Consider the following 23,012-nt stretch of genomic DNA (forward strand, 5'->3'; position numbering starts at 1 on the left):
CGCCGCCGGAGTCGACGAACTGCCATTGTTGCTGGTTGCCGTTGTTGCGGGTCCATTGGGTGATGCGGGCGCCGTCGTTGGTGGCGAGGTTGTAGACGTCCAGGGCCTTGCCGCTGTTGCGGTTGAGCAGGATGTACCAGGCGTTGGTGTCGACGGTGGCCGCGTTGGCGGTCTGCGTCTGAAGGGCGACGAACAGGCTCGCCAGTAAGGTGGCCACCGTCGCGAGGACGGCCAGGGACCTGAATTTCACGTCTGTGCCTTTCTGTCAGGGGGTGGTGGGGTCAAGGTGAAGGCCGGGCCGAGGCTCGTGAAGGTGGTGCCGTCGGTGCTGTAGGAGAAGCGGGCCTGCCTGCCGGCGCTGTTGCCGTTGACCGGGGCGAGCTGCCATTGCCGGTTGGCGCCGCCCCAGTCGTCGTACTGGACGATGTTGGCGCCGTCGGCGTTGGAGGCCCTGGACCTCAAGGGTTTTGTCGCTGTGGCGGCTGATGAACCTCACGTAGCCGCCGGCGCAGTCGGCGAGGCGAGAACCGCGAGCACGCGCCTCACAGGAACCTCCAGAGGTTGTTGTTCGAGCCGTTGTCGTCGGCGAGCACGACCTGCGCGCCCTGCGCGGTGCCGGCGAGGCCGAGGACCCGGCCGCCGTTGGCGCACTGGATGCGGAAGGCGGCGCTCGACCCGTAGCGCAGCCGCCAGCGATGGTCGGCGGTGCCGTTGTCGGCCCACTGCACGACGCGCGACCCGGACGCGGTGCCCATGTTCTCCACGCCCAGCACCTTCTGGCTGTTGGAGTTGCGCAGCCGCAGGTAGCCGCCGGTGTCCACGATCGCCGTCCACAGGTGGTCGGCGGTGCCGGTGTCACCCCACTGGACGACGAGCGCGCCGTCGGCGGTGGACATGCCGGTGACGCCGAGCACCATCCCGGTGCCCACGTTCTGGATACGTCGCGCGCCGTTCGGCACGAACCGCCACTGGTTGTCGGGGCTGCCGTTGTCGGAGTCCTGGACCACCTGGGCGCCGTTGGCCGTCGAGCCGTTCTGGATGCCGAGCAGCTTGGAGCTGTGGACGTTGCGGATCTTGACGGAGCCGTCGCCGACGTCGCTGATCGTCCAGCGGTGGTCGGCGGTCCCGGTGTCACCCCACTGGAGCACCCGGGCGTTGTCGGCGGTCGACATGTTCTCGACACCGAGCACCTTGCCGCTGTTCACGTTGCGGAACCGCAGGGCGCTGCCGTCGATGACCGGGACCCAGTCGTGGTCGGCGGTGCCGTTGTCGGTCCACTGGAGGGCCAGGCCGCCGTCGGTGGTGGACATGTTCTGGATGCCGAGGGCCAGCCCGCTGGCCGCGTTGATCAGCCGGAAGCTCGCTGTCCCGGTACCGCCCTGACCACCGGTGTTCCAGTAGACGACGTAGTTGTGGTCGTGAGCGTCGTGGAACGGCCCCAGCCGCACCGACGCCCCGTTGGCCGTGGCCGTGAAGGTCAGGGAGGAGGTGCTGGTCCGGGTGATCGAGGAAGGGGTCAGGGCTGGGGCCGACGACAGGCCGGTGTTGCCGTAATCGCCTGACAACACGACCGGGCCGTAGGTGACGGCCTGCACGTTTGGGTTGTCGTTGGCGGCCTTCATGACCACCCGCATGGGCAGCCGCACGGTCACGGTGTCGCCCGGCGCCCACGACCGGGTGAGGTCGGCGTAGGTGCCCGGCGTGGTGGCGATGGTCTGCTGGACTCCGTTGACGCTGATCGTCGCGCCTTGGGTCCAGGCCGGGATGCGGACGCGCATCGTCCACGATCCGCTCGCGTTGCCGGTGACCTGCAGCGACGTGGTGTCGCCGACCGGGTAGGAGGTTGTCTGGGTGACCGTGATGCCGCGCTGGCTCCAGTTGAGCGTGGAGGGCACGAACAGGTTCACGAACAGGGTGGTGCCGTTGTGGAAGTAGATCGAGTCCATCAGCTTGGTGTTGGTCTCGATCCCGGTGCCCTGGCAGCACCAGAAGGAGTTGTAGTCCGTGCTCCAGGTGCCTCCGCCCCACGCCGGGCCGACACCCCGCCGTCCGCTGGGGTTGAGCGGGGTGAAGTAGGTGACGTGCCCGTGTGCGTCCGCCGGGTTCTGCTGCCCGAGCAGGTGGTTGAGCAGGGCGTTCTCGTAGTAGTCGAAGTAGTCGGCCTGGGCCGGCGACAGCAGCCACAACTCCCGGGTCAGCTTGAGCATGTTGAAGGTGTTGCACGCCTCGCCGGTGTCCCTGGTCAGGTGGGCGGCGATCGCGTTGGGGGCGCGGAAGTGCTCGGCCTGGCTGTTGGAGCCGTTCACGTACGTGTGCGCGCCGACGGTGATGGACCAGGCGTTGACGGCGATGTCGCGGTAGCGGGTCGTGCCCGTCGCCTTGTACTCGCGGGCCGCCCCGATCCACTTGGGCACCTGCGTGTTGGCGTGCAACCCGTTGAGCCGGTCCTGGCCCGCGGCCAGCGGGTCGAACACGGCCGCGTGGTCGAACCGCTGGGCCGTGGCCAGCCAGCGGGAGTCGCCGGTCATCTGGTAAAGGTCCGTCAGCACGGCGTTCATGCCGCCGAACTCGGTGCCGAGCATGGCCTGCATCTGGCTGGAGCTGAGCCGCGACGTGCGTGCATCCACCCACCCTGCCAGGGCCAGCAGCACGGTCCTGGCCTGGGTGTTGCCGATCAGCCGCCAGACGTCCAGCAGCCCGGCCAGGGTCTTGTGGATGCAGTAGTACGGCACGTTGCCGTTGCTCAGGGTGCGGTTCTCCACGGCCGTGATGTCCGACTCGGGGAAACCGGACAGGTAGCCACTGGTGAATCCGGCGGCGCCGTTGTTCGCCTGGCATCGGGCCAACTCGGCCACCATGAGATTGGCCTTGTCCCGGCAGGTGGTGTCGCCGAGCACGGCGTAGGCCTGCGCCCATGCCGTCAGGAAATGGCCCTGCATGTGAGACCGGAACGGGAAGCTGGGCGCGTCCCAGCCGCCGTTGGCCGCCGCCCCGTTGGTGGACAGCCGGTGGTTGGCCCGGAAGACGTACAGGAGCCGGTCGACATCGACGAAGCGCAGGTAGCTGAGGGTGCGGTTCTGGTTGTCCAGCAGGCGGCCGGAGGTCAGCCGGACCTGGCCGAGGTCGAACTCGTAGGCCGAGACGCCGATGTCGGATCTGGCCCAGGGGAGTGCGGCCAGAGCGGGGGATGCGCCGGCCACCTGGCCGGCGACCGAGAGCGCGGCGGTCGTGCCTGCGGCCTGCAAGAGCTGACGACGGCTCAAGGACATGCGGTGCTCCTTGGATATGGGGGGTGGTGACCGGCCGCCGCCGGTCACGTGTTCACCGGGTCAGGCCCTCGGAGAGGCCGCCCATGATTGTCGGCGCGGAGATGCCGCGCTCGAGCGACTTGTTAGCGCTAACGCTTCGTCGGTGAGGTCATCCGGGGCCATGACATGCCGGCGGACGATGCGTCCTGTGCGGTCGCCAGGGATGAGGAGGGACATCCAGGGCTCCTTGACTAGATCACAGATGGCCACGAGATCTGTTAGCGCTAACATCCTGCCTAGAACTGTGTGGCCTGCTTTGCCGCGGAGTACATCCGACGGTCCGGCCCGGCGTCAACGAGGGGCACCCCTCGCCGACCTGGGCGTTGCCGCCGGAACGCCTTCCCGCCTGGACTTTTGCCCCCCAGGAGATCGCGCCGCACTGCTCGTGCCTGTGAAAGTTTCACCGAAGTTGCCGGGTGGCAACAGGGTAATTTGCGACGAGGTGCGGGTTAACTTGCTGTCTCGAGCCGTGATCATGCGACATGAGGGAGGATGCCTTCGGCCTGGCTTGGAGTATCCAACCGCCGCTCATCAGCACCATGTCGCAGGCTTACGGCTGCTCCGCGGGTGCGGCCGGCACCGTACTTGATCTTCATTAAGTTTCTTCCCTGGGCGCTGTTGACGAGCCGCAGGGAGGGTTCTACCTTCCTGCAGAGATGCTTAAGCGAACGAACGGCGCTCCGAGATGGTCCCCGCTCGTCCGTGATGCCCGGGTGTCAGCACGGCGAAGAACTCCCACCACACGGCTATCTGCTCGCCCTCGGTAGGCCGAGGCGACGCTCAACGGCACCTTGCGCCACTCCGGGACACGTGTGTGGTCACGGTGTGATGGAGCGCTCCCACAGCAGGGTGGCGGTGCCAACCCGCAGTGCAGGGCGCCTCCACCGCCGCCGGCGCGAACATCGTCCAGGACGACGACTGGGCTGCGCCGACCAGCAATGGCAACTCGTACGGGTCGGCTGACGGACGATGCCCGCCACGCGGACATCGTCCAGCGGACCGACCACAACCCCGTAGGGAACGAGAGTAGAGATGGCTGATTTATCGCGAAGGCAAGTGTTGAGATTCGGCGCGGCCGGAGCCGGCGCCGCGATGTTGCCGTTGCAGTGGACGGCCGCCGCCCGGGCCGCCTCGGCGCCCCCTCCGGAGGTGAGCGCCGCGAACGATCTTGCGCTGTGGTACGACGAGAGCGCCGGCACGGACTGGCTGCGAGCGCTCCCGATCGGCAACGGCCGCCTGGGAGCCATGGTGTTCGGCAACGTCGACACCGAGCGGTTGCAGCTCAACGAGGACACCGTCTGGGCCGGTGGCCCGTACGACCAGAGCAACCCCCGGGGTGCGGCGGCGCTGGGGCAGATCCGGCAACTGGTCTTCCAGAACCAGTGGAGCCAGGCCCAGACACTGATCGACCAGAACATGCGAGGAAACCCGGTGGGCCAGCTGGCCTACCAGACCGTCGGTAATCTACGGCTCGGCTTCGGCAGCGCCGCCGGGGTATCGGAGTACAACCGCTACCTCGATCTGACCACCGCCACCACGGTCGTGTCCTACCTGCAGAACGGCGTACGATACCGGCGCGAGATGCTTGCGAGCGCGCCCGACCAGGTGATCGCCATCCGCCTCACCGCCGACAAGCCCGGCTCGATCACGTTCTCCGCGACGTTCGACAGCCCGCAGCGGACGACCCGCTCCAGCCCGGACGGGACCACGGTCGCACTCGACGGCATCTCGGGTGACATGGAAGGAGTGACCGGCTCGGTGCGGTTCCTGGCGCTGGCCCGCGCCGTCGCCGACGGCGGCAGCGTCAGCAGCTCCGGCGGCACCCTGCAGGTCAGGGCCGCGAACAGCGTGACGGTGCTGGTGTCCATCGGCTCCAGTTACCGCGACTTCCGCGACGTCGCCGGCGACTACCAGGGCATCGCGCGGCGCCATCTCGACGCGGCCGTCGGCAGGACCTACGACGACCTGCGCGGCCGGCACGTCACCGACTACCAGCGGCTGTTCGGGCGCACGACGCTCGACCTCGGCCGTACCGCGGCAGCCGACCAGCCGACCGACGTGCGGATCGCCCAGCACGCGAACACCGACGACCCGCAGTTCTCCGCACTGTTGTTCCAGTTCGGCCGCTACCTGCTGATCAGCTCCTCCCGTCCAGGCACTCAGCCGGCCAACCTGCAGGGCATCTGGAACGATTCGCTGACGCCGGCTTGGGACTCGAAATACACCATCAACGCCAACCTGCCGATGAACTACTGGCCGGCCGACACGACGAACCTGTCGGAGTGCTACGAGCCGGTGTTCAAGATGATCAACGAGCTCGCGGTCAGCGGCGCCCGGACGGCCCGCGTGCAGTACAACGCCGGCGGTTGGGTGACCCACCACAACACCGACGCGTGGCGCGGAACGTCGGTCGTCGACGGCGCGTTGTGGGGCATGTGGCAGACCGGCGGCGCGTGGCTGGCCACCCTCATCTGGGACCACTACACCTTCACCGGCGACCTGGAGTTCCTCCGGCAGTACTACCCGGCCATGAAGGGCGCCGCGCAGTTCTTCCTCGAGACCCTCGTGGAGGAGCCGAACCTCCGGTATCTGGTCACGAACCCGTCGAACTCCCCGGAACTGCCCCACCACGCGGGCGTCAGCGTCTGCGCCGGCCCCACGATGGACAACCAGATCCTGCGTGACCTGTTCAACGGCTGCGCCCAGGCCGGCCAGGCACTCGGCGTGGACGCCGACTTCCGGGCGCAGATCCTGGCCGCCCGCGACCGGCTCCCGCCGATGACGACCGGCTCGCGCGGCAACATCCAGGAGTGGTTGTACGACTGGGTCGAGACCGAGCCCGCCCACCGGCACATCTCCCACCTGTACGGCCTGCATCCCAGCAACCAGATCACCAAACGCGGCACTCCGGGGCTGTACACCGCCGCGCGGCGAACCCTCGAACTGCGCGGTGACGACGGGACCGGCTGGTCACTCGCCTGGAAGATCAACTACTGGGCGCGGATGGAGGAGGGCGGCCGTGCGTACGCGCTGCTCCGCCTCCTGGTGAGGACGGACCGGCTGGCGCCGAACATGTTCGACCTGCATCCCCCGTTCCAGATCGACGGCAACTTCGGCGCCACGTCCGGCATCGCCGAGATGTTGCTGCACAGCCACAACGGCGAGCTGCACGTGCTGCCGGCGCTGCCGCCGGCCTGGCCGAACGGCAAGGTGCAGGGTCTTCGGGGGCGCGGCGGCTACACCGTGGACATCACGTGGAGCTCCGGCGGGGCCACCGAGGTCCTCATCAGGTTCGACCGCGACGGGACGGTCAAGGTGCGCGGCCGCATGTTCACCGGAACCTTCCAGGTGGCCGACGCCGCGACCGGCGCCGCCGTCAGCGTCACCAGACCCGAGTCCGACGTCATCGGACTGACAGGCCAAGCCGGGCGCACGTACCGCGTGACCGCGTCCGGCCCGCCGGCGAGCTACGTACGGATCACCAACGTCACCACCGGCCTGGTGCTGGACAGCGGCGGCAACGTCGCCTCCGGCTCGGTGCTCAAGCAGTGGAGCTACAACGGCAGCGTCAACCTGCAGTGGCAGCTGGTGGACCTGGGCGGCGGCTGGTACCGCATCGTCAACCGCGCCAACGGCATGGTGATCGACAGCTGGGGCAACGCCGCCAACGGCGCCAACGCCCGGCAGGCGGCCTGGAACGGCGGCAACAACCAGCAGTGGCGCCTCAACAGCACGGGCAACGGCCGCAACCAGATCATCAACCGGGGCACCGGCACCGCACTGGACGGCATGGGCAACAGCACCGCCGGGTCCACCGTGGCCATGTGGGCGCCGAACACCAGCACCAACAACCAGTGGACGATCACGGGCGTATAACGCCGCTGGGCCCGCTCGGGACCCTTGTCGAGGGGCGCTCCGAACGGGCCTGGCTCACCTTCCCTCGGCCTCCTCACCGGGGCCGAGGGAAAGGTCACACCGGAGTGCGGTCAGCAGGTGGAGCCGGTCCGGGTCAGCAGGACCAGGCGCCAGTGCGACAGCCGGTGAAGCTCACGCGGTGCCCGCGTTGTAGGTCCACTTCTGGTTGTTGCCGCCCCAGCAGCCGTACAGCTGCAGCCCCGTGCCGTTGCCAGTGCCGGCGCCGACGGCGTCAAGGCACAGCCCGGACTGTACGCCCACGATCGTGCCGTCGGAGTTGACGCGCCATTTCTGGTTGTCGCCACCCCAGCAGGAGTAGATCTGGACCTTGGCGCCGTTGCCCGTGCCTGCGGCATCCAGGCACTTGTTGCCGTACACCTTCAATTCCCCTGCTGAGGTCTGCGTCCACTGCTGGTTGCTCTGGCCGTTGCAGTCCCACAGGTTCACCGCGGTGCCGTCGGTGGTGCTGGCGTTGGGCACGTCCACGCAGCGGCCGGAGGCCACGCCCTTGATCTGCCCCACGCCCCCGCCGGGCGTCGGCGTCGTGGTGCCGCCGTTGAGCGCGTTGAGCACCGCGGTGTAGGCGGGCTTCTTGTTGCCGTTGCCGTCGAAGAGCAGCGCGGCGGCGCTGGCGCCGAGCCAGGAGTCGGTGTCGCGGACCCCCCAGACCGTGATGCCGGTACAACGCGGCACCGCCAGGCAGTCGTTGACGACGTTGGCGTACGTGGTGGCCGAGCCGCCCTGGATGTCCAGCTCGGTGATCTGCACGTCGACCCCCAGCGCGGCGAAGCTCTGGATGGTCGTGCGGTAGTTGCTGTTGTAGGGGCTGTTGCTGTTGAAGTGCGACTGCAGGCCGACGCAGTCGATCGGCACGCCGCGGGCCTTGAAGTCCCTGACCATGTTGTAGACGGCCTGCGTCTTGGCCCAGGACCAGTTGTCGATGTTGTAGTCGTTGTAGCACAGCTTGGCAGCCGGGTCGGCGGCGTCCGCGGTGCGGAAGGCCACCTCGATCCAGTCGTTGCCGGTGCGCTGGAGGTTGGAGTCACGCCGGCCGCCGGAGTTGCCGTCGGCGAAGGCCTCGTTGACCACGTCCCAGGCGTAGATCTTGCCCTTGTAGTGGCCCATGACGCCGTTGATGTGGTTGATCATCGCCTGGCGCAGCGTGCTGCCCGACAGCGCCTGCATCCAGCCCGGCTGCTGGGCGTGCCAGGCCAGAGTGTGCCCGCGCACCCGCTTGCCGTTCTGCACGGCCCAGTTGTAGACCCGGTCCCCGGCGGTGAAGTTGAACTGCCCCCGGTTGGGCTCGGTGGCGTCGATCTTCATCTCGTTCTCGGCCGTCACCATGTTGAACTCGCGATTGGCGATCGTCGTGTAGGCGGAGTCGCCGAGCCTGCCCGCGGCGATGGCGGTGCCGAAGTAGCGGCCGCTCTGTGCGGCGGCCGCGCCGAGCGTGCTCTCCGCGGCATTGGCCGGAATCGCCGTCGCCAGTGCTGTGATCAGGCCGAGTGCGCCGAGCGCGCCGGTAATCAGCGCCCGGCGACGCGCGCGGAGCGGCCGTCGGGCGGTAGGTGGGGACATGGCGTTGACACGCATGCTTGAGCCTCCGTATGCGAATCATGGGCAAGGGTTCGTGCGGGACACACCCGCGGGACCGACGCCGCGTCCCGGTGGGGACACACACCACAGGCGTCGGGACGGTAGCCCTCTGTTGAGCACCACCGAGCCGGTAGGGGAGATCACCTCGGGCACTCAGTGTGGGAATGTCGCCGAAAATTGTCAAGGATGTAGTGAAAAGTTTCGGAGCGGCAGCTGCTGTTTACGCCAATTGTGCTGGCTCAATGTGTAACTTATTGTTCTTGAAAGTTTCGGCCGCTGTCACTGGGTGGGGGATCGGATGAAAGTTTCATGGCGCCGCTCTCGCTGGTCAACAGCGGCGAGACTCGAAAATCCGAGGTGAGCGGGCTCAGCTGCTGCCTCCTCCGGCCAGCTGCAAGCTAAGGCGCTCTTGACAGTACCTTTCTGCCTCGTATTTGCTCCGTCCCGCCACCACCTCCATACCGGCCCGAGGGGACACTCGACCAGCCAGCGGGTTGTTAGCGCTAACAGCGGAGAGGCGAACCAATGAAGCGAAGTGAACCGCGGACGAGAAGGTACGCGGGCATCGGAGCCGCCCTGGCGGCTCTGATCACGGCGGTGGTCACCGCGCTGTCCGTGTTCCTCACGGCCGCGCCGGGAGCGTCGGCGGCGGTCCTGACCGAAGTGACGAGCTTCGGCGCCAACCCCGGCGGTCTGCGGATGTACGTCTACGTCCCCGACAGATTGGCATCCCGGCCGGGCGTCGTGGTGGCGATGCACGGCTGCAACGGCTGGGCTCCGGGCTTCCACCAAGGGACCGAGTTCGCCTCGTTAGCCGACCGGTACGGTTTCATCGTCATCTACCCGCAGGCGAACAAGAGCGCCAACGGCATGTCGAACTGCTTCGACGTGTGGTCGAACGAGGCCCTGCGGCACGGTGGCGGCAGCGACCCGGTGTCGATCGTCTCCATGACGAACTACGTGCTCCAACGCTACGACGGTGACCCGCAGCGGGTGTTCGCCACCGGCTTCTCCTCCGGCGCGATGGAGACCCTCAACCTGCTCGCCACGTACCCGGACGTGTTCAAGGCCGGCGCGCCTTTCGCGGGTGTTCCCTACGGTTGCCTCGGGCCCGCCGGGTGTGGGGACAAGACGCCGCAGCAGTGGGGTGACCTGGTCAGGAACGCCTACCCCGGCTACACCGGGCCCCGCCCGCGCGTGATGGCCTGGCACGGCACCGCCGACTCCGTGCTGCCGTACACGATGTTGCAGGAGGAGGTCGACCAGTGGACCAACGTGCACGGACTGAGCCAGACCCCCACCTCCACTGACAGCCCGCAATCCGGATGGACCCGGCGGGTCTTCGGCTCCGGGCAGGTCGAGGCGTACACCATCACCGGAGCCGGCCACGACCTGCCGCGCACTGGGATGGCCGCGTACGCCATCCGCTTCTTCGGCCTGGACGGCGGCTCGTCCACCACGACGCCGACGCCACCACCCGCCGGGCAGATCAAGGGAGTCGGCTCCGGGCGTTGCGTGGATGTGCCCAACGCCGCCACCACGGACGGCACCGCGGTGCAGTTGTGGGACTGCAATGGGCGGAGTAACCAGCAGTGGGCCGCCACGTCGGCCGGTGAGCTCAGGGTCTACGGCAACAAATGCCTCGACGCGGCCGGCACCGGCAACGGCGCCGTCATCCAGATCTACTCCTGCCACGGCGGCGACAACCAGAAATGGCGCCTGAACGCCGACGGCACCATCACCGGCGTGCAGTCCGGGCTGTGCCTGGACGCCGTGGGCCAGGGCACCGCCAACGGCACCCGGATCCAGCTCTACTCCTGCCACGGCGGCGCCAACCAGCGCTGGACCCGCACCTGACACACCGCGGCTCGCACCCATGCCCGCCCGACTTCGGAAGGTGACCATGAAAGTCGCATCCCCCCTTCGGCTCGGCGTCATGGCGAGGTTCGGCGTCATGGCGAGGCGCGGTGTGCTGGCGATCGTGGCGCTGCTCTGCGCAGTGGCACTGATCCCGGGCACGGCCAGGGCCGACAACCCGATCGTGCAGACGATCTACACCGCCGACCCCGCTCCACTGGTGCACGACGGCCGGGTATACCTCTACACGGGACACGACGAGGACGGCTCGACGTGGTTCACCATGAAGGAGTGGCGGGTCTGGTCGTCCGCGGACATGGTGAACTGGACCGACCACGGCTCGCCGATGAGCCTCGCCACCTTCAGCTGGGCGAGCGCGGACGCGTGGGCGGGCCAGGCCGTCTACCGGAACGGCAAGTTCTACTGGTACGTCCCGGTGAAGGACCGGGCGAGCGGCCAGATGGCCATCGGGGTCGGCGTCTCCAACAGTCCCACCGGGCCTTTCACCGACGCCATCGGCCGCCCGCTGGTCAGGAACGGTGAGATCGACCCCACGGTCTTCATCGACGACAACGGGCAGGCCTACCTGTACTGGGGCAACCCCAACCTGTGGTACGTCAGGCTCAACGCCGACATGATCTCGTACTCGGGCAGCCCCACCCAGATTCCGCTCACCACCGCGGGCTTCGGCACCCGCACCGGCGACGCGAGCCGTCCGACCCTGTACGAAGAGGGACCCTGGGTCTACAAGCGCAACGGCCTCTACTACAACGTCTTCGCGGCGAAATGTTGTTCGGAGTTCATCGGTTACTCGACGGCCCCCGGCCCCACCGGGCCCTGGACCTACCGCGGGACGGTCATGCCCACGCAGGGCAGCAGCTTCACCAACCACCCCGGAATCATCGACTTCAACGGCGGGTCCTATTTCTTCTACCACAACGGCGCCCTACCGGGCGGTGGCGGCTTCACCCGCTCGGTGGCCGTGGAGAAGTTCAGCTACAACGCCGACGGAACCATTCCCACGATCAACATGACCACGACCGGAGCGCCCCAGGTGGGCACGTTGAACCCCTACGTCCGCCAGGAGGCCGAGACGATCGCCTGGGAGTCCGGCGTGGAGACCGAACCCGCCGGCGAGGGCGGCATGAACGTCGGGTGGATCGAGAACGGCGACTACATCAAGGTCAAGGGCGTCGCCTTCGGCTCCGGCGCGACGTCCTTCAGCGCGCGGGTGGCCTCGGCGACCAGCGGTGGCCGGATCGAGATCCGCCTGGACGGAGTCAACGGAACGCTGGTGGGGACGTGCACCGTTCCGGGCACCGGCGGCTGGCAGACGTGGACGACGGTCACCTGCCCGGTGAACGGCGCGACGGGCACCCATGACCTGTACTTCAAGTACACCGGCGGCAGCGGCAACCTGTTCAACGTGAACTGGTGGCAGTTCACCGGCGGCCCCGCTACCGGCGGGAACCTGCTGACCAACGGCGACATGGAGAGCGGCACCACGGGCTGGGGCGCGTCCGGCGGAACCCTGTCGTCCGTCACCGCCCCGGTGCACGGCGGCGCGCGGGCGCTGTCCATCGCCGGGCGCACGGCGTCATGGAACGGCACCACCCAGGACGTGACCGCCAAGCTCACCAACGGCAAGAGCTACACCACGAGTGTCTGGGTGCGGTCGCAGAGCGGCACGCCCAGCGCGAAGGCGACCCTGGCGGTCACCGCCGGCGGCACGACGAGTTACCTCCAGCTCACTCCGGCGACGCCGGTGAACTCCGGTGGCTGGACCCAGCTCACCGGTACGGCGACCGTGTCGTGGAGCGGGACGCTGACCGGCGCCACCTTCTACGTCGAGACGGCCGCGGGCACCGACGCCTTCTCCATCGACGACGCCTCGTTCCAGTAGTCCAAGCCGGCCGATGCTCTCGCCGAACAAGGGAGCAGCACATGGTCCCTCCATCCAGACGCATCGGAATCCGCACCAAGATCGGAGTTAAGTGATGTCAGGACGCGGCTCCCTTTTCACCACGTTCGCGGTCGCCGCCGCGGCACTTCTCGTACTGGCCACGGGCCGTGCGGCGATGAGCAGCGACTCCGGCACAGCCGCGGTGCCCGTCGGCGCCCTCGCGACGACCGCCGGATGCGGCAAGACCCCGACGCTGAGGAGCGGTACGCAGTCGATTCAGACCAGCGGCAAGAATCGCTCCTTCATCCTCCGGCTTCCCGACAACTACCAGAACAACACCCCCTACCGGTTGATCTTCGGCTTCCACTGGCGGGGCGGCACCGCCACCGACGTCGACTCCGGCGGAACCAGCGGGTACCCCTGGTCCTTCTACGGACTCAGGCAACTGTCCAACAACGGCGCGATCTTCGTCGCGCCCCAGGGCTTCAACAACGGCTGGGCGAATACCAACGGTGAGGACGTCACCTTCGTCGACGACATGATCCGGCTAGTCGAGTCGGATCTCTGCGTCGACACCTCGCAGCGCTTCGCCACCGGTTTCAGCTACGGCGGCGGGATGAGCTTCTCTCTCGCGTGCTCGCGGGCGACGGTCTTCCGCGCGGTCGCGGTCTTCTCCGGCGCGCAGCTCAGCGGGTGCAGCGGCGGGACTCAGCCCATCGCGTACATGGGGCTGCACGGCATCGGGGACACGGTGCTCAACATCTCGCAGGGACGGTCGCTGCGTGACAGGTTCGTCCGCAACAACGGCTGTACCGCGCAGAACCCGCCCGAGCCGAGTTCGGGCAGCCGCAGCCACATCGTCACCACCTACTCCGGGTGCCGGGACGGTTATCCGGTCGTCTGGGCCGCGTACGACAACGGCCACACGCCCGCCCCGGTGGACGGCACCTACACCGACAGCGGCGTCTCGACCTGGACCAAGGCAGAGGTGTGGAAGTTCTTCTCCCAGTTCGGGAGCACCTCATCGCCGAGCCCCCAACCCGGTGGATGCACGGCCACGATGGAGACCGTCAACTCCTGGTCCGGCGGTTTCCAGTCCACCGTGACCGTCCGCGCCGGCAGCAGCCCCGTCAACGGATGGACGGTCGGCTGGACCTGGCCGGGCGGGCAGACGATCAGCAGCCTGTGGAACGGCATCCGCTCCGGCTCCGGAGCCGGCGTGACCGTACGCAACGAGGCCTACAACGGCTCCATCGCCCCCGGCGGCACCACCACGTTCGGCTTCACCGCCAACGGCACCGCGGCCACCCCCACCCTTTCCTGCGACGCCGGAGCATCAACCGCTGCTGACCGACCCGCATGAAGAGGAGAGCCAGATGCGTAAGATCATTCGATTGACTCTGGCGGCGATACTGGCCGCAGGTTCCCTGGTCGCGATCGGCGGCACGTCGTCGCCGGCCGCCGCGCTGGACAACGGGCTCGCCCGTACGCCGCAGATGGGGTGGAACGACTGGAACACCTTCTTCTGCAACGTGAACGAGAGCCTCATCCGGCAGACCGCGGACGTCATGGTCTCCAGCGGCATGGCGGCCGCCGGCTATGAATACGTCAACATCGACGACTGCTGGTCGACGAGGAGCCGCGACGCCAACGGCAACCTGGTGCCGGACCCGCAGAAGTTCCCCAGCGGCATGAAGGCCCTGGCGGACTACGTGCACTCCAAGGGGCTCAAGCTCGGCATCTACTCCTCGGCGGGGACGACCACGTGCGCGGGGTACCCCGCCAGCCTGGGCTACGAGCAGCGCGACGCCGCCCTGTGGGCGTCCTGGGGCATCGACTACCTGAAGTACGACAACTGCGGCGACCACCAGGGCAGGACCGGGCTGCAGCGCTACACCGCCATGCGTGACGCGCTGGCCGCCACCGGACGCCCGATCCTCTACAGCCTGTGCAACTGGGGCCAGGAGAACGTGTGGACCTGGGGGATGCCGGTGGGCAACTCCTGGCGCACGACGGGCGACATCGCGGCGAACTGGAACTCCATCATGGGCATCCTGGACCAGCAGGTCGGGCTCGAGGCGTACTCGGGACCGGGAGGCTGGAACGACCCCGACATGCTGGAGGTCGGCGTCGGCGCGCTCACGGCTACCGAGGGACGGGCGCACTTCAGCCTGTGGTCGCTGCTGAACGCGCCGCTCATCGCGGGCAACGACATCCGGTCGATGAGCGCCGAGACCCGGTCCATCCTGACGAACACCGAGGTCATCGCGGTCAACCAGGACTGGGGCGGCCGGCAGGGCCACAAGATCAGCGACAACGGGAACCTGGAGGTCTGGCGTAAGCCGATGTCCAACGGCTCGGTCGCGGTCGTCCTGCTCAACCGGGGCACCTCGACCTCGACGGTCTCCACCACCGCGTCCGCCCTGGGCCTGGGCTCGGCGTCCTCCTACTCGGTGCGCGACCTGTGGGCGCACACGACGGCCTCCTCGTCCGGGACGATCAGCGCGTCGGTGCCCGGGCACGGAGCGGCCATGTACATCGTCACCGGAGGGGGCATCACGCCCACCCCCACGGGTGCGATCAAGGGGGTCGGCTCGGGCCGGTGCCTGGACGTCACCGGCGCCTCGCAGACCAACGGCGCGCAGGCGCAGATCTGGGACTGCAACGGCCAGCCCAACCAGCAGTGGACGCCCACCGCGAACGGTGAGCTACGGGTCTACGGGAACAAGTGCCTGGACGTCTACAACGGCGGCACCGCCGACGGCGCCCAGGTGATCATCTGGGACTGCAACGGGCAGTCCAACCAGCAGTGGCGCCTCAACGCCGACGGCACCATCACCGCCGTCGGCGCCGGCAAATGCCTGGACGTGCCGAACAACGCCACCGCCAACGGCATCAAGCTGGTCATCTGGTCCTGCAACGGTGGCGCCAACCAGCGGTGGACCCGCACCTGAGGACCGGACTCCATGACCCCGACGGCGGTGATGCGTTCAGGCCGACTGCCGCAGCGACATCACCGCCCAGGGCGCGAGTTCGACGTCGAGATCGAGCACGCCGTCGTCGGGCACGGTCAGCGTGAACCGGAGCAGCGAGTCGGCCACCCCGGTCAGGTACTCGCTCTCGGCCCTGGACAGGTTGAGGGGTGACCCGAGCCGGTGCCAGGCCTCGGCGGCGTTGCCGTGCTCCCAGTCCACGATCTCGACGAGGAACGTCGCGCCAGGCTCAAGCCCGCCGATCGAGTGGTGGATCCGCCGGCTCGGGCCCACCTCGGCCAGCGCGCGTGCCGCCGGGTACGAGTTCGCCGAGCCGACGCCCTTCATGGCCATGTCCTCGGGGTAGTTGTAGAACACCGCCGACACGGCCGACGTACGGCTGTCCCGGGTCACGACGCCGTCGGGCGTCGCGAGGAGCAGCCGGTCGCCGAGCCGCCCCAGCATCGTGAACGCGTGGAACGTGGGTTTGTGGATGCCGCCCTCGTTCACCAGCCCGAATCCGCCGTGGAACGGTCCGATCCCGGCGCCTCCCTCCTCGAACACGTCCGTGAAGGTCCAGTAGGAGATGGAGTCGGCGAGGGTCGCGCACTGCAGGTACGACCTCGTGATGGAGGTCGCCGCGAACGGCGTGTCGTGGATGAAGTCGCGGGCGGACGGCGACGTCGACCACTCGGTGATGTGGATCTCCGCCTCGGGGTACGCGCTGTTCCGCACGAGCTTGTGCAGGAGGGTCAGGTCGTCGAAGGTGGCATCGGCGTACCGGGTGATGTGCACGGCCTCGCCGTTGGCGCCGTACGCGAAGTCGGTGGGGTACAGGTGGGTCGAGATGAAGTCGATCGGGAGCTCGCGTTCCGCGCACCAGGCGATGAAGTCCTCGATCCAGACGGGGCGCCAGTCGAGCGCGTCCACGTCGGTCGCGGCAGCCGTCGCGAGCATCGCGGAGCGGTCCTCGGTCTCGCCCTTGTAGCGGTCGTCGGGCACGAAGACGCTCGTCGCGGGCCCGCCCACTTTCAAGGCCGGATCGATCTTCTTGATCGCTCGCACGGTCTGCTCGTAGAGCTCGAAGTACTCGCTCTTCGTGCCGGTCCAGAAGTGGGGGACCAGGTTCGGCTCGTTCCATACCTCGAAGCGCCACTCCCGCACCTCGTCGAGCCCGTACCGGTCGATCCAGTGCTCGACCGACCTCGTGACCAGCTCGACCCAGCGCGCCATGTCCTTGGGCGGGCTGCAGTGAGCGCCCCACCAGAACACGGTCCCGGTCTGCGTCGCCAGCTCGCGCGGCATGAATCCCAGCTCGACGAAGGGACGGACGCCGCAGTCCAGGAGGAAGTCGAAGACCTTGTCGACGTAGCTGAACGTGTACACGGGCGAGGGGAGGGGCGCGTCCGGGCCGAAACCGCCGCCGTAACTCTCCCGGTAGACGAACATGTCGTCGTGGAAGACACCGTGAAAGCGGATGTACTGGATTCCCGACGCGGCGACGACCTCGGCGAATTGTTGTCGCCAGTCCGCGCGTAGTGCCTCGTTCGCCCGCCCGGCGCCAATGCACCTGCTCCAGACGTGCGGGAGCACACTCTCCCCACGCAGCTCACCGTCGATCCGGAGCCGGGGTTCTCTCTTCATGGCCTCACTTCTCTTCACGAAAGACTTCAAAGCACTAGCCCTTGACGGCACCCAGCGACAGGCCCGACTGCCAGTACCGCTGCAGGCTGAGGAACGCGATGATCAACGGGACGATGGTCAGCAGCGCGGAGGTGATCACGAGGTTCTGGACGAGGGCGCCGTTCCCGGCCGTCGAGCCCAGCTTGTTCCACTGATTGATGCCGACGGTCAGCGGATACCAGGCGGGATCCTTGAGCATGATCAACGGCAGGAAGTAGTTGTTCCAGATCGATACGAACGAGAAGAGCAGGACTGTCACGCTCGCCGGCGCGAGCAGCGGGAGCGCGATCTGGAGGAAGGTCCTGAACTCCCCGGCACCGTCGATCTTCGCGGCCTCCAGCAGTCCGGTCGGCACGGCCTCGGCGGTGAACACCCACATCAGGTACAACCCGAACGGGTTGATGAAGGACGGGATGAGCACCGCCCACGGGGTGTCGGTCATGCCCAGCTGCGCGAACAGCAGGAACTGCGGGATCGCCAGGGCGATGCCGGGGACCGAGATCGACCCCAGCACGACGAGAAGGAACACCCGCTTGCCGGTGAAGTCGAGCTTCGCCAGGGCGTAGCCGCCGAGGGCGGCCAGGAAGGTCGACACGGTCGCACCCACGACGACGTAGAGCACGGTGTTGAGCAGCCACCGGGAGAAGATCCCGTCCTGGTAGCTGAAGACCTGCACGATGTTGTCCCATAGGGCGAACTCGCGGCCGGGAGCGAGCCCGAACGACGACACGAAGTCGGCCTGCGACTTGGTCGCGTTGATGACCAGCCACCCGAGCGGCAGCAGGCAGTACAGGGTGAACAGGCCTGTCATCACGGTGAGCGTCGTGCTCTTCCTGGGGTTGCTCACCGTGGGGAGCCGGGGGCCGCGGCTGGAGGTCTTCCCGGCTTCGGCCGGCCGGCTAGTGGTCCGACGCATTGCGCAACCCCCTGATCTGGACGGCGTAGGCGACGGCGATCGTGATCGCTGCCATGACGAGTGCGAGTGCTGCCGCATAGCCCTGCTGGGACCCGGTGAACGCCAGGTTGTAGGCGTACAGGTTGGGCGTGTAGAAGGTGGTGACACCGCTGTTGGCCACCATCGAGGGCAGGATCTGCGGCTCGTTGAACATCTGGAACGTGCCGATGATCGAGAAGATGACCGTGACGACCAGCGATCCGCGCAGCGCCGGCAGCTTGATCGCGCGCACGATCTGGAGCTCGTTCGCGCCGTCGATCGCGGCGGCCTCGTACAGCTCGCGCGGGACGGCCTTGAGTGCGGCGTAGAAGATGAGCATGTTGAAGCCGGTGAACGCCCACGTCACCATCACCCCGATGGAGATGAGCGTGGTGTCGGGGGCGAAGGGGTTGAGGTCGGTGCCCAGGGCCTCGTTGAGGCTGCCGAACAGGCCGTACTTGATGCCCAGCAGGAATCCCCACATGAGCGTCGACACGATCGCCGGCACCGCGTAGGGGAGGAAGATCGTCACCCGCAGGAATTTGGTGCCGTGCAGGCGCAGGGAGTCCAGCGCGAGCGCCAGCGCCATGGCGAAGATCAGCATGATCGGCACCTGGACGAGCGTGAACCAGAAGACGCGTCCCACCCCGTCCCAGAACTGGGGATCCTGGAACAGCTTGCTGTAGTTGGCGAGTCCGACGAACGTGTTGCCCCCGACGAGCTTGTCCTGGAAGAAGCTGAGGTAGGCGGCGTACAGGATGGGCACGATGAACACGAGCGCGAACAGCACCCCGAAGGGCGCGATGAACGCCAGTCCGATCTGCGGCTTGCGTCGCTTGCGTGTTGGCGCCGGATGCCGTCTCGCGTCCGGCAAAGCCATGGCCGAAGCGGTTGCCTGGTCCATGTCGTGTTCCTCCGATCCATTGCGATGCCCGGCTCCCTCGGGCGGGGCCGCGACCGCTCGCGGGACGGGCCCCGTCCTGATGCGGAGCCGCTAGTCCACCTGGAAGCCCTGCTCGTTGCCGTACTGGATGCAGCGCTGCCGCCACTGCTCGAGGATCTCGGCGAGCGAGCCCTTGCCCGTCGTGTAGTACGGCGAGGCGAGGTCGCCGTAGATCGAGCGTGCCCACTCGAAGAACGGCGGGTACTGCCAGCCGCTCCCGACGATCTCCGTAGCCTCGGCCAGCACGACGCCGGTCTTCTGGTCGCCGAAGTACTTGTTGGCCTTGCTCTGGAACTCCTTGTTCTCCAGCACTGACGTGTTCGGCACGAAGGCGCCCGCGTCGACGCGGGTCGCGAGACCGCCGCCGTGCGTGAAGTACTCGAGGAACTTGAAGGCCGCTTCCTTGTGCTCGGCCGCGGCCGGGATGCCGAAGGAGCTTCCGCCGTTCGCCGCTCCGACCTTGTCACCCTGCTGCCACTGCGGCATCAGGGCGACCCTGAAGTCACCGCCGGCCTTCGGCGCGCGCTCGGGCAGCGTGGAGGTCAGCCAGCCGCCCATGGTCTGGGTGGCGAGGGTGCCGTCGTTGAGCGCCCGGTTCCAGTCGTCGGACCACCCCGTGATCTTGGTGTTGATCAGGCCCTCGTCGAGCATCTTCTGCCAGAAGGCGACGGCCTTGGTCGTGCCGGCGTCCGTGAAGTCGATGTGCACCTTGGTGCCGTCCACCTTGAACGGACGGCCGCCGGCCTGCCAGATGAGCGAGAGCAGGAAGAAGATGTCGCCCGTGTCCTGAGCGATGTAGTAGTCGTCGCCGAGGGCGCGGATCTTCTTGGCGGCCTCGTAGTACTCGTCCCAGGTGGCCGGGGGCTCCTCGATGCCGGCCTTCTTGAGCGTGGCCGCGTTGTAGAACATCGCGGACGGGCCGTAGTCGGAGGGCAGCGCGTAGACCTTGCCGTTGACCGTCACGTCGCTCCACGCGGCCGGGACGTAGTCCTGCTTCAGCTTGTCCACGCCGAATTCCCGGAGGTCGGTGAGCTTGCCGGGAACAGCGAAGTAGGGGACCGCGAAGTACTCGAACATCACGAGGTCAGGCACACCGGAACCGGCCTGGATGGCGTTGTCGAGCGCCTTGTACTCGTCCTGGGACGAGCCCGCGTTGACGACCTCGACCTTGATGTTCGGGTTCGCGGCCTGGAAACCGGGGACGGCTCGTTCGACGGTGCCGTCCCAGCTCCAGACCGTGACCTTCACCTGCTCGCCCCCGCCGCCGGCGCCGCTACCGCTGCCGCCCGAGCATGCGGTCAGCGCGAGCATGGGCACGAGTACCCCGGCAAGAAGCCTGACTTTCTGGGAGAGCCGCATGGGCCTCTCCTCTCGTCCTCAGCTGGTTACGAAAATATTTCGCAACTTGTTCGTTGTTGCGAGGACATTAGGTGGCGGGTCTGGCCCGTGTCAACGGGTGGACGAGCCAGAAAGCCTGGCGGGAAGGGTTCATGGTAGGTTTCGAAATAATTTCGTACCCCCTGAAGGGAGCCCTGATGCGACGGCGAGGTCGTTCCGAGCGAGCCACCTTGGCGGATGTCGCCCGACTGGCCGGTGTCTCGCCGACGACCGCCTCGAAGGTCCTCAACGGGCGCAGCGATGTGGGGGCGAAGACGCGCGAGCTGGTGCTCGGAGTCATGGCCGAGATCGGCTACAAGCCGACGGCGGTGCGGCACGAGCAGACACGGGACCGTACCCTCGTCACCGTGCTCGACATCGTGGAGTCCCGTTATGCCGGAACGGTGCTCAAAGGGGTCCTCGTGGCCGCGACCTCGGCGCGGGCCGAGCTCCTGCTTCGCCTGCCGCCCGAGGAGCCGATCAGCACGAGCCGCACGGCAGCCCGGGCCTGGATGGAGGAGGAGAAGGCGTCCGGCGTCGTCGGCATCATCGCGCTGGCCGTCGCCGTGCCCGACTCGGTGCTCCTCGCCGCGGAGGATCTCGAGGTGCCCGTCGTGACGATCGACCCCATCGATACGAACGAATCACGTCTCGTCAGCATCGGCTCCACCAACTGGGCAGGCGGTCGTTCGGTGACCGAGCACGTCATCAAGTTCGGCCACCGCAGGATCGCCTGGATCGGCGGGCCGCTGGGCTCCGCCCCTTCACTGGAGCGCTTCCACGGCTACCAGGCCGCGCTCGACTCAGCCGGTATCGCGCCGGACCGCGCACTGATCCGCCACGAGGCGTTCTCCGTCGAGGCGGGACAGCGGCACGGCCATGAGCTCCTCGCCTTCGACGAGCGGCCGACCGCGATCATCGCCGGCAACGACGAGATCGCCGTCGGGGTCCTCGCCGCGGCCAAGGAGCTCGGCATCTCGGTCCCGGGCGAGCTGTCGGTCACCGGGTTCGACGACACGCCACAGACCGAGTGGACCACGCCTCGGCTCACCTCCGTCCGGCAGCCTCTCGTCGGCATGGGCCGGATGGCCGTCGAGACCGTTCTCGGCATGGCGGACGGCGTCCAGCCCGCCTCCCGGCACCTCCAGTTGGCGACGACCCTCAGCGTCCGCGACTCCACGGGGCCCGCCCCGTCATCCTGACGCCCTGCGATCCCCAGCTCAGCAGCGATGTTCGTGGTCATGGCGCCGCGGCACCCGGCCCGGACCGTGCGATCCGGCCATGCTTCTACCCGATGAACGGCCAGCCGGAAAGGTCTTGTTTCCGCTATCGGCATCGCTTACTTTTGCCGTTGCAAACGTAACCGATAACGATTGCAACTTGTGAGGCTGCATGGTCGAGGGCGATGCGCCGGTGACGATGAGCGACGTCGCACGATTGGCGGGCGTCTCCACCGCGACCGTGTCGCGGGTGGTCAACGGGCGTTACGGCGTCAGCTTGACCACCATCGAGCAGGTCCGTTCGGCCATCGAGCAGCTCGGCTACGAGTCGAGTCTGGTGGCGACGAGCCTACGGCGCAGTCGTACCAACGTCCTGGGGCTGGTGACGCACAGCTTCCAGTCCTATACGGCCGAGGTGCTCAAGGGGGTGATGGATGCGCTGAGTCAGTCGGGCTTCGACCTGATCATCTACGCCAACAGCGACCTCTACGGGACGTATTCGGACGGCTGGGAGCAACGCCACCTGGCCCGCCTGTCGGGCACGCTCACCGACGGCTGCATCGTGGTCACGCCCTCGGGCGAGGTGCGGAGCGGCACTCCGGTCGTGGTCATCGATCCGGCGAGGGGCTCGACGGCGCCGTCGGTGACGGCGGACAGCTTCGCGGGCGGCACCGCGGTGGTCGAGCACCTCCTCGGGCTGGGGCATCGGCGCATCGGCTTCATCGGGGGCCGGGCCAGCCTGGAGGCCGCGTGGTCGCGCGAGGAGGGTTACCGCACGGCACTGGCCGAAGCCGGCGTTCCCATCGATCCGCAGCTGATCGTAAGAGGGAGCTTCAATCCCGAGTCCGCGGCGCCGCTCGCGCGGGCGCTGCTGGAGAAGGCGGACCGACCGACGGCGATTTTCGCGGCCAGCGACGGAATGGCTCTGAAGGCTCTGCAGGTCGCAAAGGACCTGGGGCTCGACGTTCCCGGCGACCTGTCGGTGGCCGGCTTCGACAACATCCCGGAATCCGCGCTGGCAGCGCCGGGACTGACCACCGTGGACCAGTCGATGTACCGGCTCGGGTACGAGGCCGCGCGCATGCTGAAGTCGCTGGTGCGCGGCGACTGGGAGGGCCCGAGCCAGACCGTGCTCCCGACCCGTTTGGTGGTTCGCGGCTCCACCGCGGCGCCGAGAAACCCTATGTGACCGTGACGCCACCTACGGCTGCGGCGTTCAATCGCACCTGACGTTCGCGGCAACGAACATCAGGTGGGCAAGCTGACCCCACGACGGATGGAGGTGCGAACACCAACCACGAACT

Annotated in this window: 15 protein-coding genes; 7 read left to right on the forward strand and 8 right to left on the reverse strand. The window is 67.7% G+C overall.

Annotated elements, in window-relative coordinates:
* From ETD86_RS29775 to ETD86_RS29785, 3 genes are all read right to left on the reverse strand, one after another.
* A partial coding sequence (locus ETD86_RS29775) for an RICIN domain-containing protein (RefSeq protein ID WP_138669662.1) occupies positions 1-217 on the reverse strand: 217 nt, incomplete at its 3' end.
* 29 nt (positions 218-246) lie between these two features.
* Positions 247-462: a hypothetical protein gene (locus tag ETD86_RS57300; protein WP_211370404.1), complete on the reverse strand. Its 216-nt coding sequence runs from the start codon at positions 460-462 to the stop codon at positions 247-249.
* Positions 463-542: 80 nt separating this feature from the next.
* Positions 543-3,269, reverse strand: coding sequence for a beta-L-arabinofuranosidase domain-containing protein (locus ETD86_RS29785; RefSeq protein WP_138669624.1), 2,727 nt, complete (start codon positions 3,267-3,269; stop codon positions 543-545).
* Positions 3,270-4,364: 1,095 nt separating this feature from the next.
* Between ETD86_RS29785 and ETD86_RS29790 the strand changes: the two genes are divergently transcribed.
* On the forward strand, positions 4,365-7,184 hold the full coding sequence (locus tag ETD86_RS29790; protein WP_211370405.1) for a glycosyl hydrolase family 95 catalytic domain-containing protein: 2,820 nt from the start codon (positions 4,365-4,367) through the stop codon (positions 7,182-7,184).
* Positions 7,185-7,355: 171 nt separating this feature from the next.
* Here the strand turns inward: ETD86_RS29790 and ETD86_RS29795 are convergent, their stop codons facing one another.
* On the reverse strand, positions 7,356-8,816 hold the full coding sequence (locus tag ETD86_RS29795) for an endo-1,4-beta-xylanase (RefSeq protein WP_138669627.1): 1,461 nt from the start codon (positions 8,814-8,816) through the stop codon (positions 7,356-7,358).
* Positions 8,817-9,344: 528 nt separating this feature from the next.
* On the opposite strand from ETD86_RS29795, the gene ETD86_RS29800 reads away from it, so the two are divergent.
* The 4 genes from ETD86_RS29800 (at position 9,345) to ETD86_RS29815 (ending at position 15,533) form a co-directional block, all read left to right on the forward strand.
* Positions 9,345-10,676: an extracellular catalytic domain type 1 short-chain-length polyhydroxyalkanoate depolymerase gene (locus ETD86_RS29800; RefSeq protein WP_138669629.1), complete on the forward strand. Its 1,332-nt coding sequence runs from the start codon at positions 9,345-9,347 to the stop codon at positions 10,674-10,676.
* A gap of 46 nt (positions 10,677-10,722) precedes the next feature.
* Complete coding sequence (locus ETD86_RS29805; protein ID WP_246148420.1) at positions 10,723-12,579, forward strand: family 43 glycosylhydrolase; 1,857 nt, start codon at positions 10,723-10,725, stop codon at positions 12,577-12,579.
* Positions 12,580-12,673: 94 nt separating this feature from the next.
* A complete protein-coding gene (locus tag ETD86_RS29810; RefSeq protein WP_138669631.1) occupies positions 12,674-13,942 on the forward strand; it encodes a CE1 family esterase in 1,269 nt (422 codons plus the stop codon).
* A 13-nt stretch (positions 13,943-13,955) separates the two neighbouring features.
* Positions 13,956-15,533: a lectin gene (locus tag ETD86_RS29815; protein ID WP_138669633.1), complete on the forward strand. Its 1,578-nt coding sequence runs from the start codon at positions 13,956-13,958 to the stop codon at positions 15,531-15,533.
* Positions 15,534-15,569: 36 nt separating this feature from the next.
* On the opposite strand, the gene ETD86_RS29820 is transcribed toward ETD86_RS29815, so the two are convergent.
* From ETD86_RS29820 to ETD86_RS29835, 4 genes are all read right to left on the reverse strand, one after another.
* Complete coding sequence (locus ETD86_RS29820; protein WP_138669635.1) at positions 15,570-17,195, reverse strand: GH39 family glycosyl hydrolase; 1,626 nt, start codon at positions 17,193-17,195, stop codon at positions 15,570-15,572.
* A 34-nt stretch (positions 17,196-17,229) separates the two neighbouring features.
* Positions 17,230-18,150, reverse strand: a complete 921-nt coding sequence (locus ETD86_RS29825; RefSeq protein WP_138669637.1) for a carbohydrate ABC transporter permease — start codon at positions 18,148-18,150, stop codon at positions 17,230-17,232.
* On the reverse strand, positions 18,134-19,072 hold the full coding sequence (locus ETD86_RS29830; RefSeq protein WP_138669639.1) for a carbohydrate ABC transporter permease: 939 nt from the start codon (positions 19,070-19,072) through the stop codon (positions 18,134-18,136). The genes ETD86_RS29825 and ETD86_RS29830 overlap by 17 nt, the downstream gene beginning before the upstream one ends.
* Positions 19,073-19,162: 90 nt before the next feature.
* A complete protein-coding gene (locus ETD86_RS29835; RefSeq protein ID WP_138669641.1) occupies positions 19,163-20,470 on the reverse strand; it encodes an ABC transporter substrate-binding protein in 1,308 nt (435 codons plus the stop codon).
* Positions 20,471-20,646: 176 nt separating this feature from the next.
* Between ETD86_RS29835 and ETD86_RS29840 the strand changes: the two genes are divergently transcribed.
* Together ETD86_RS29840 and ETD86_RS29845 are read left to right on the forward strand one after the other, a co-directional pair.
* Entirely contained in the window at positions 20,647-21,690 is a 1,044-nt protein-coding gene (locus ETD86_RS29840) for a LacI family DNA-binding transcriptional regulator (RefSeq protein WP_138669643.1), read from the forward strand.
* 190 nt (positions 21,691-21,880) lie between these two features.
* Entirely contained in the window at positions 21,881-22,897 is a 1,017-nt protein-coding gene (locus ETD86_RS29845; protein WP_138669645.1) for a LacI family DNA-binding transcriptional regulator, read from the forward strand.
* Positions 22,898-23,012 lie beyond the last annotated feature (115 nt).

Origin of the sequence: Nonomuraea turkmeniaca, assembly GCF_005889735.1 — a bacterium.
GTDB classification, from domain to species: domain Bacteria; phylum Actinomycetota; class Actinomycetes; order Streptosporangiales; family Streptosporangiaceae; genus Nonomuraea; species Nonomuraea turkmeniaca.

Bases quoted from the DNA above. Each gene is read 5' to 3' on its own strand.
- ETD86_RS29785 (WP_138669624.1), bottom strand. From the start codon at position 3,269: ATGTCCTTGAGCCGTCGTCAGCTCTTGCAGGCCGCAGGCACGACCGCC.
- ETD86_RS29795 (WP_138669627.1), bottom strand. From the start codon at position 8,816: ATGCGTGTCAACGCCATGTCCCCACCTACCGCCCGACGGCCGCTCCGC.
- ETD86_RS29800 (WP_138669629.1), top strand. From the start codon at position 9,345: ATGAAGCGAAGTGAACCGCGGACGAGAAGGTACGCGGGCATCGGAGCC.
- ETD86_RS29805 (WP_246148420.1), top strand. From the start codon at position 10,723: ATGAAAGTCGCATCCCCCCTTCGGCTCGGCGTCATGGCGAGGTTCGGC.
- ETD86_RS29810 (WP_138669631.1), top strand. From the start codon at position 12,674: ATGTCAGGACGCGGCTCCCTTTTCACCACGTTCGCGGTCGCCGCCGCG.
- ETD86_RS29815 (WP_138669633.1), top strand. From the start codon at position 13,956: ATGCGTAAGATCATTCGATTGACTCTGGCGGCGATACTGGCCGCAGGT.
- ETD86_RS29820 (WP_138669635.1), bottom strand. From the start codon at position 17,195: ATGAAGAGAGAACCCCGGCTCCGGATCGACGGTGAGCTGCGTGGGGAG.
- ETD86_RS29825 (WP_138669637.1), bottom strand. From the start codon at position 18,150: ATGCGTCGGACCACTAGCCGGCCGGCCGAAGCCGGGAAGACCTCCAGC.
- ETD86_RS29830 (WP_138669639.1), bottom strand. From the start codon at position 19,072: ATGGACCAGGCAACCGCTTCGGCCATGGCTTTGCCGGACGCGAGACGG.
- ETD86_RS29835 (WP_138669641.1), bottom strand. From the start codon at position 20,470: ATGCGGCTCTCCCAGAAAGTCAGGCTTCTTGCCGGGGTACTCGTGCCC.
- ETD86_RS29840 (WP_138669643.1), top strand. From the start codon at position 20,647: ATGCGACGGCGAGGTCGTTCCGAGCGAGCCACCTTGGCGGATGTCGCC.
- ETD86_RS29845 (WP_138669645.1), top strand. From the start codon at position 21,881: ATGGTCGAGGGCGATGCGCCGGTGACGATGAGCGACGTCGCACGATTG.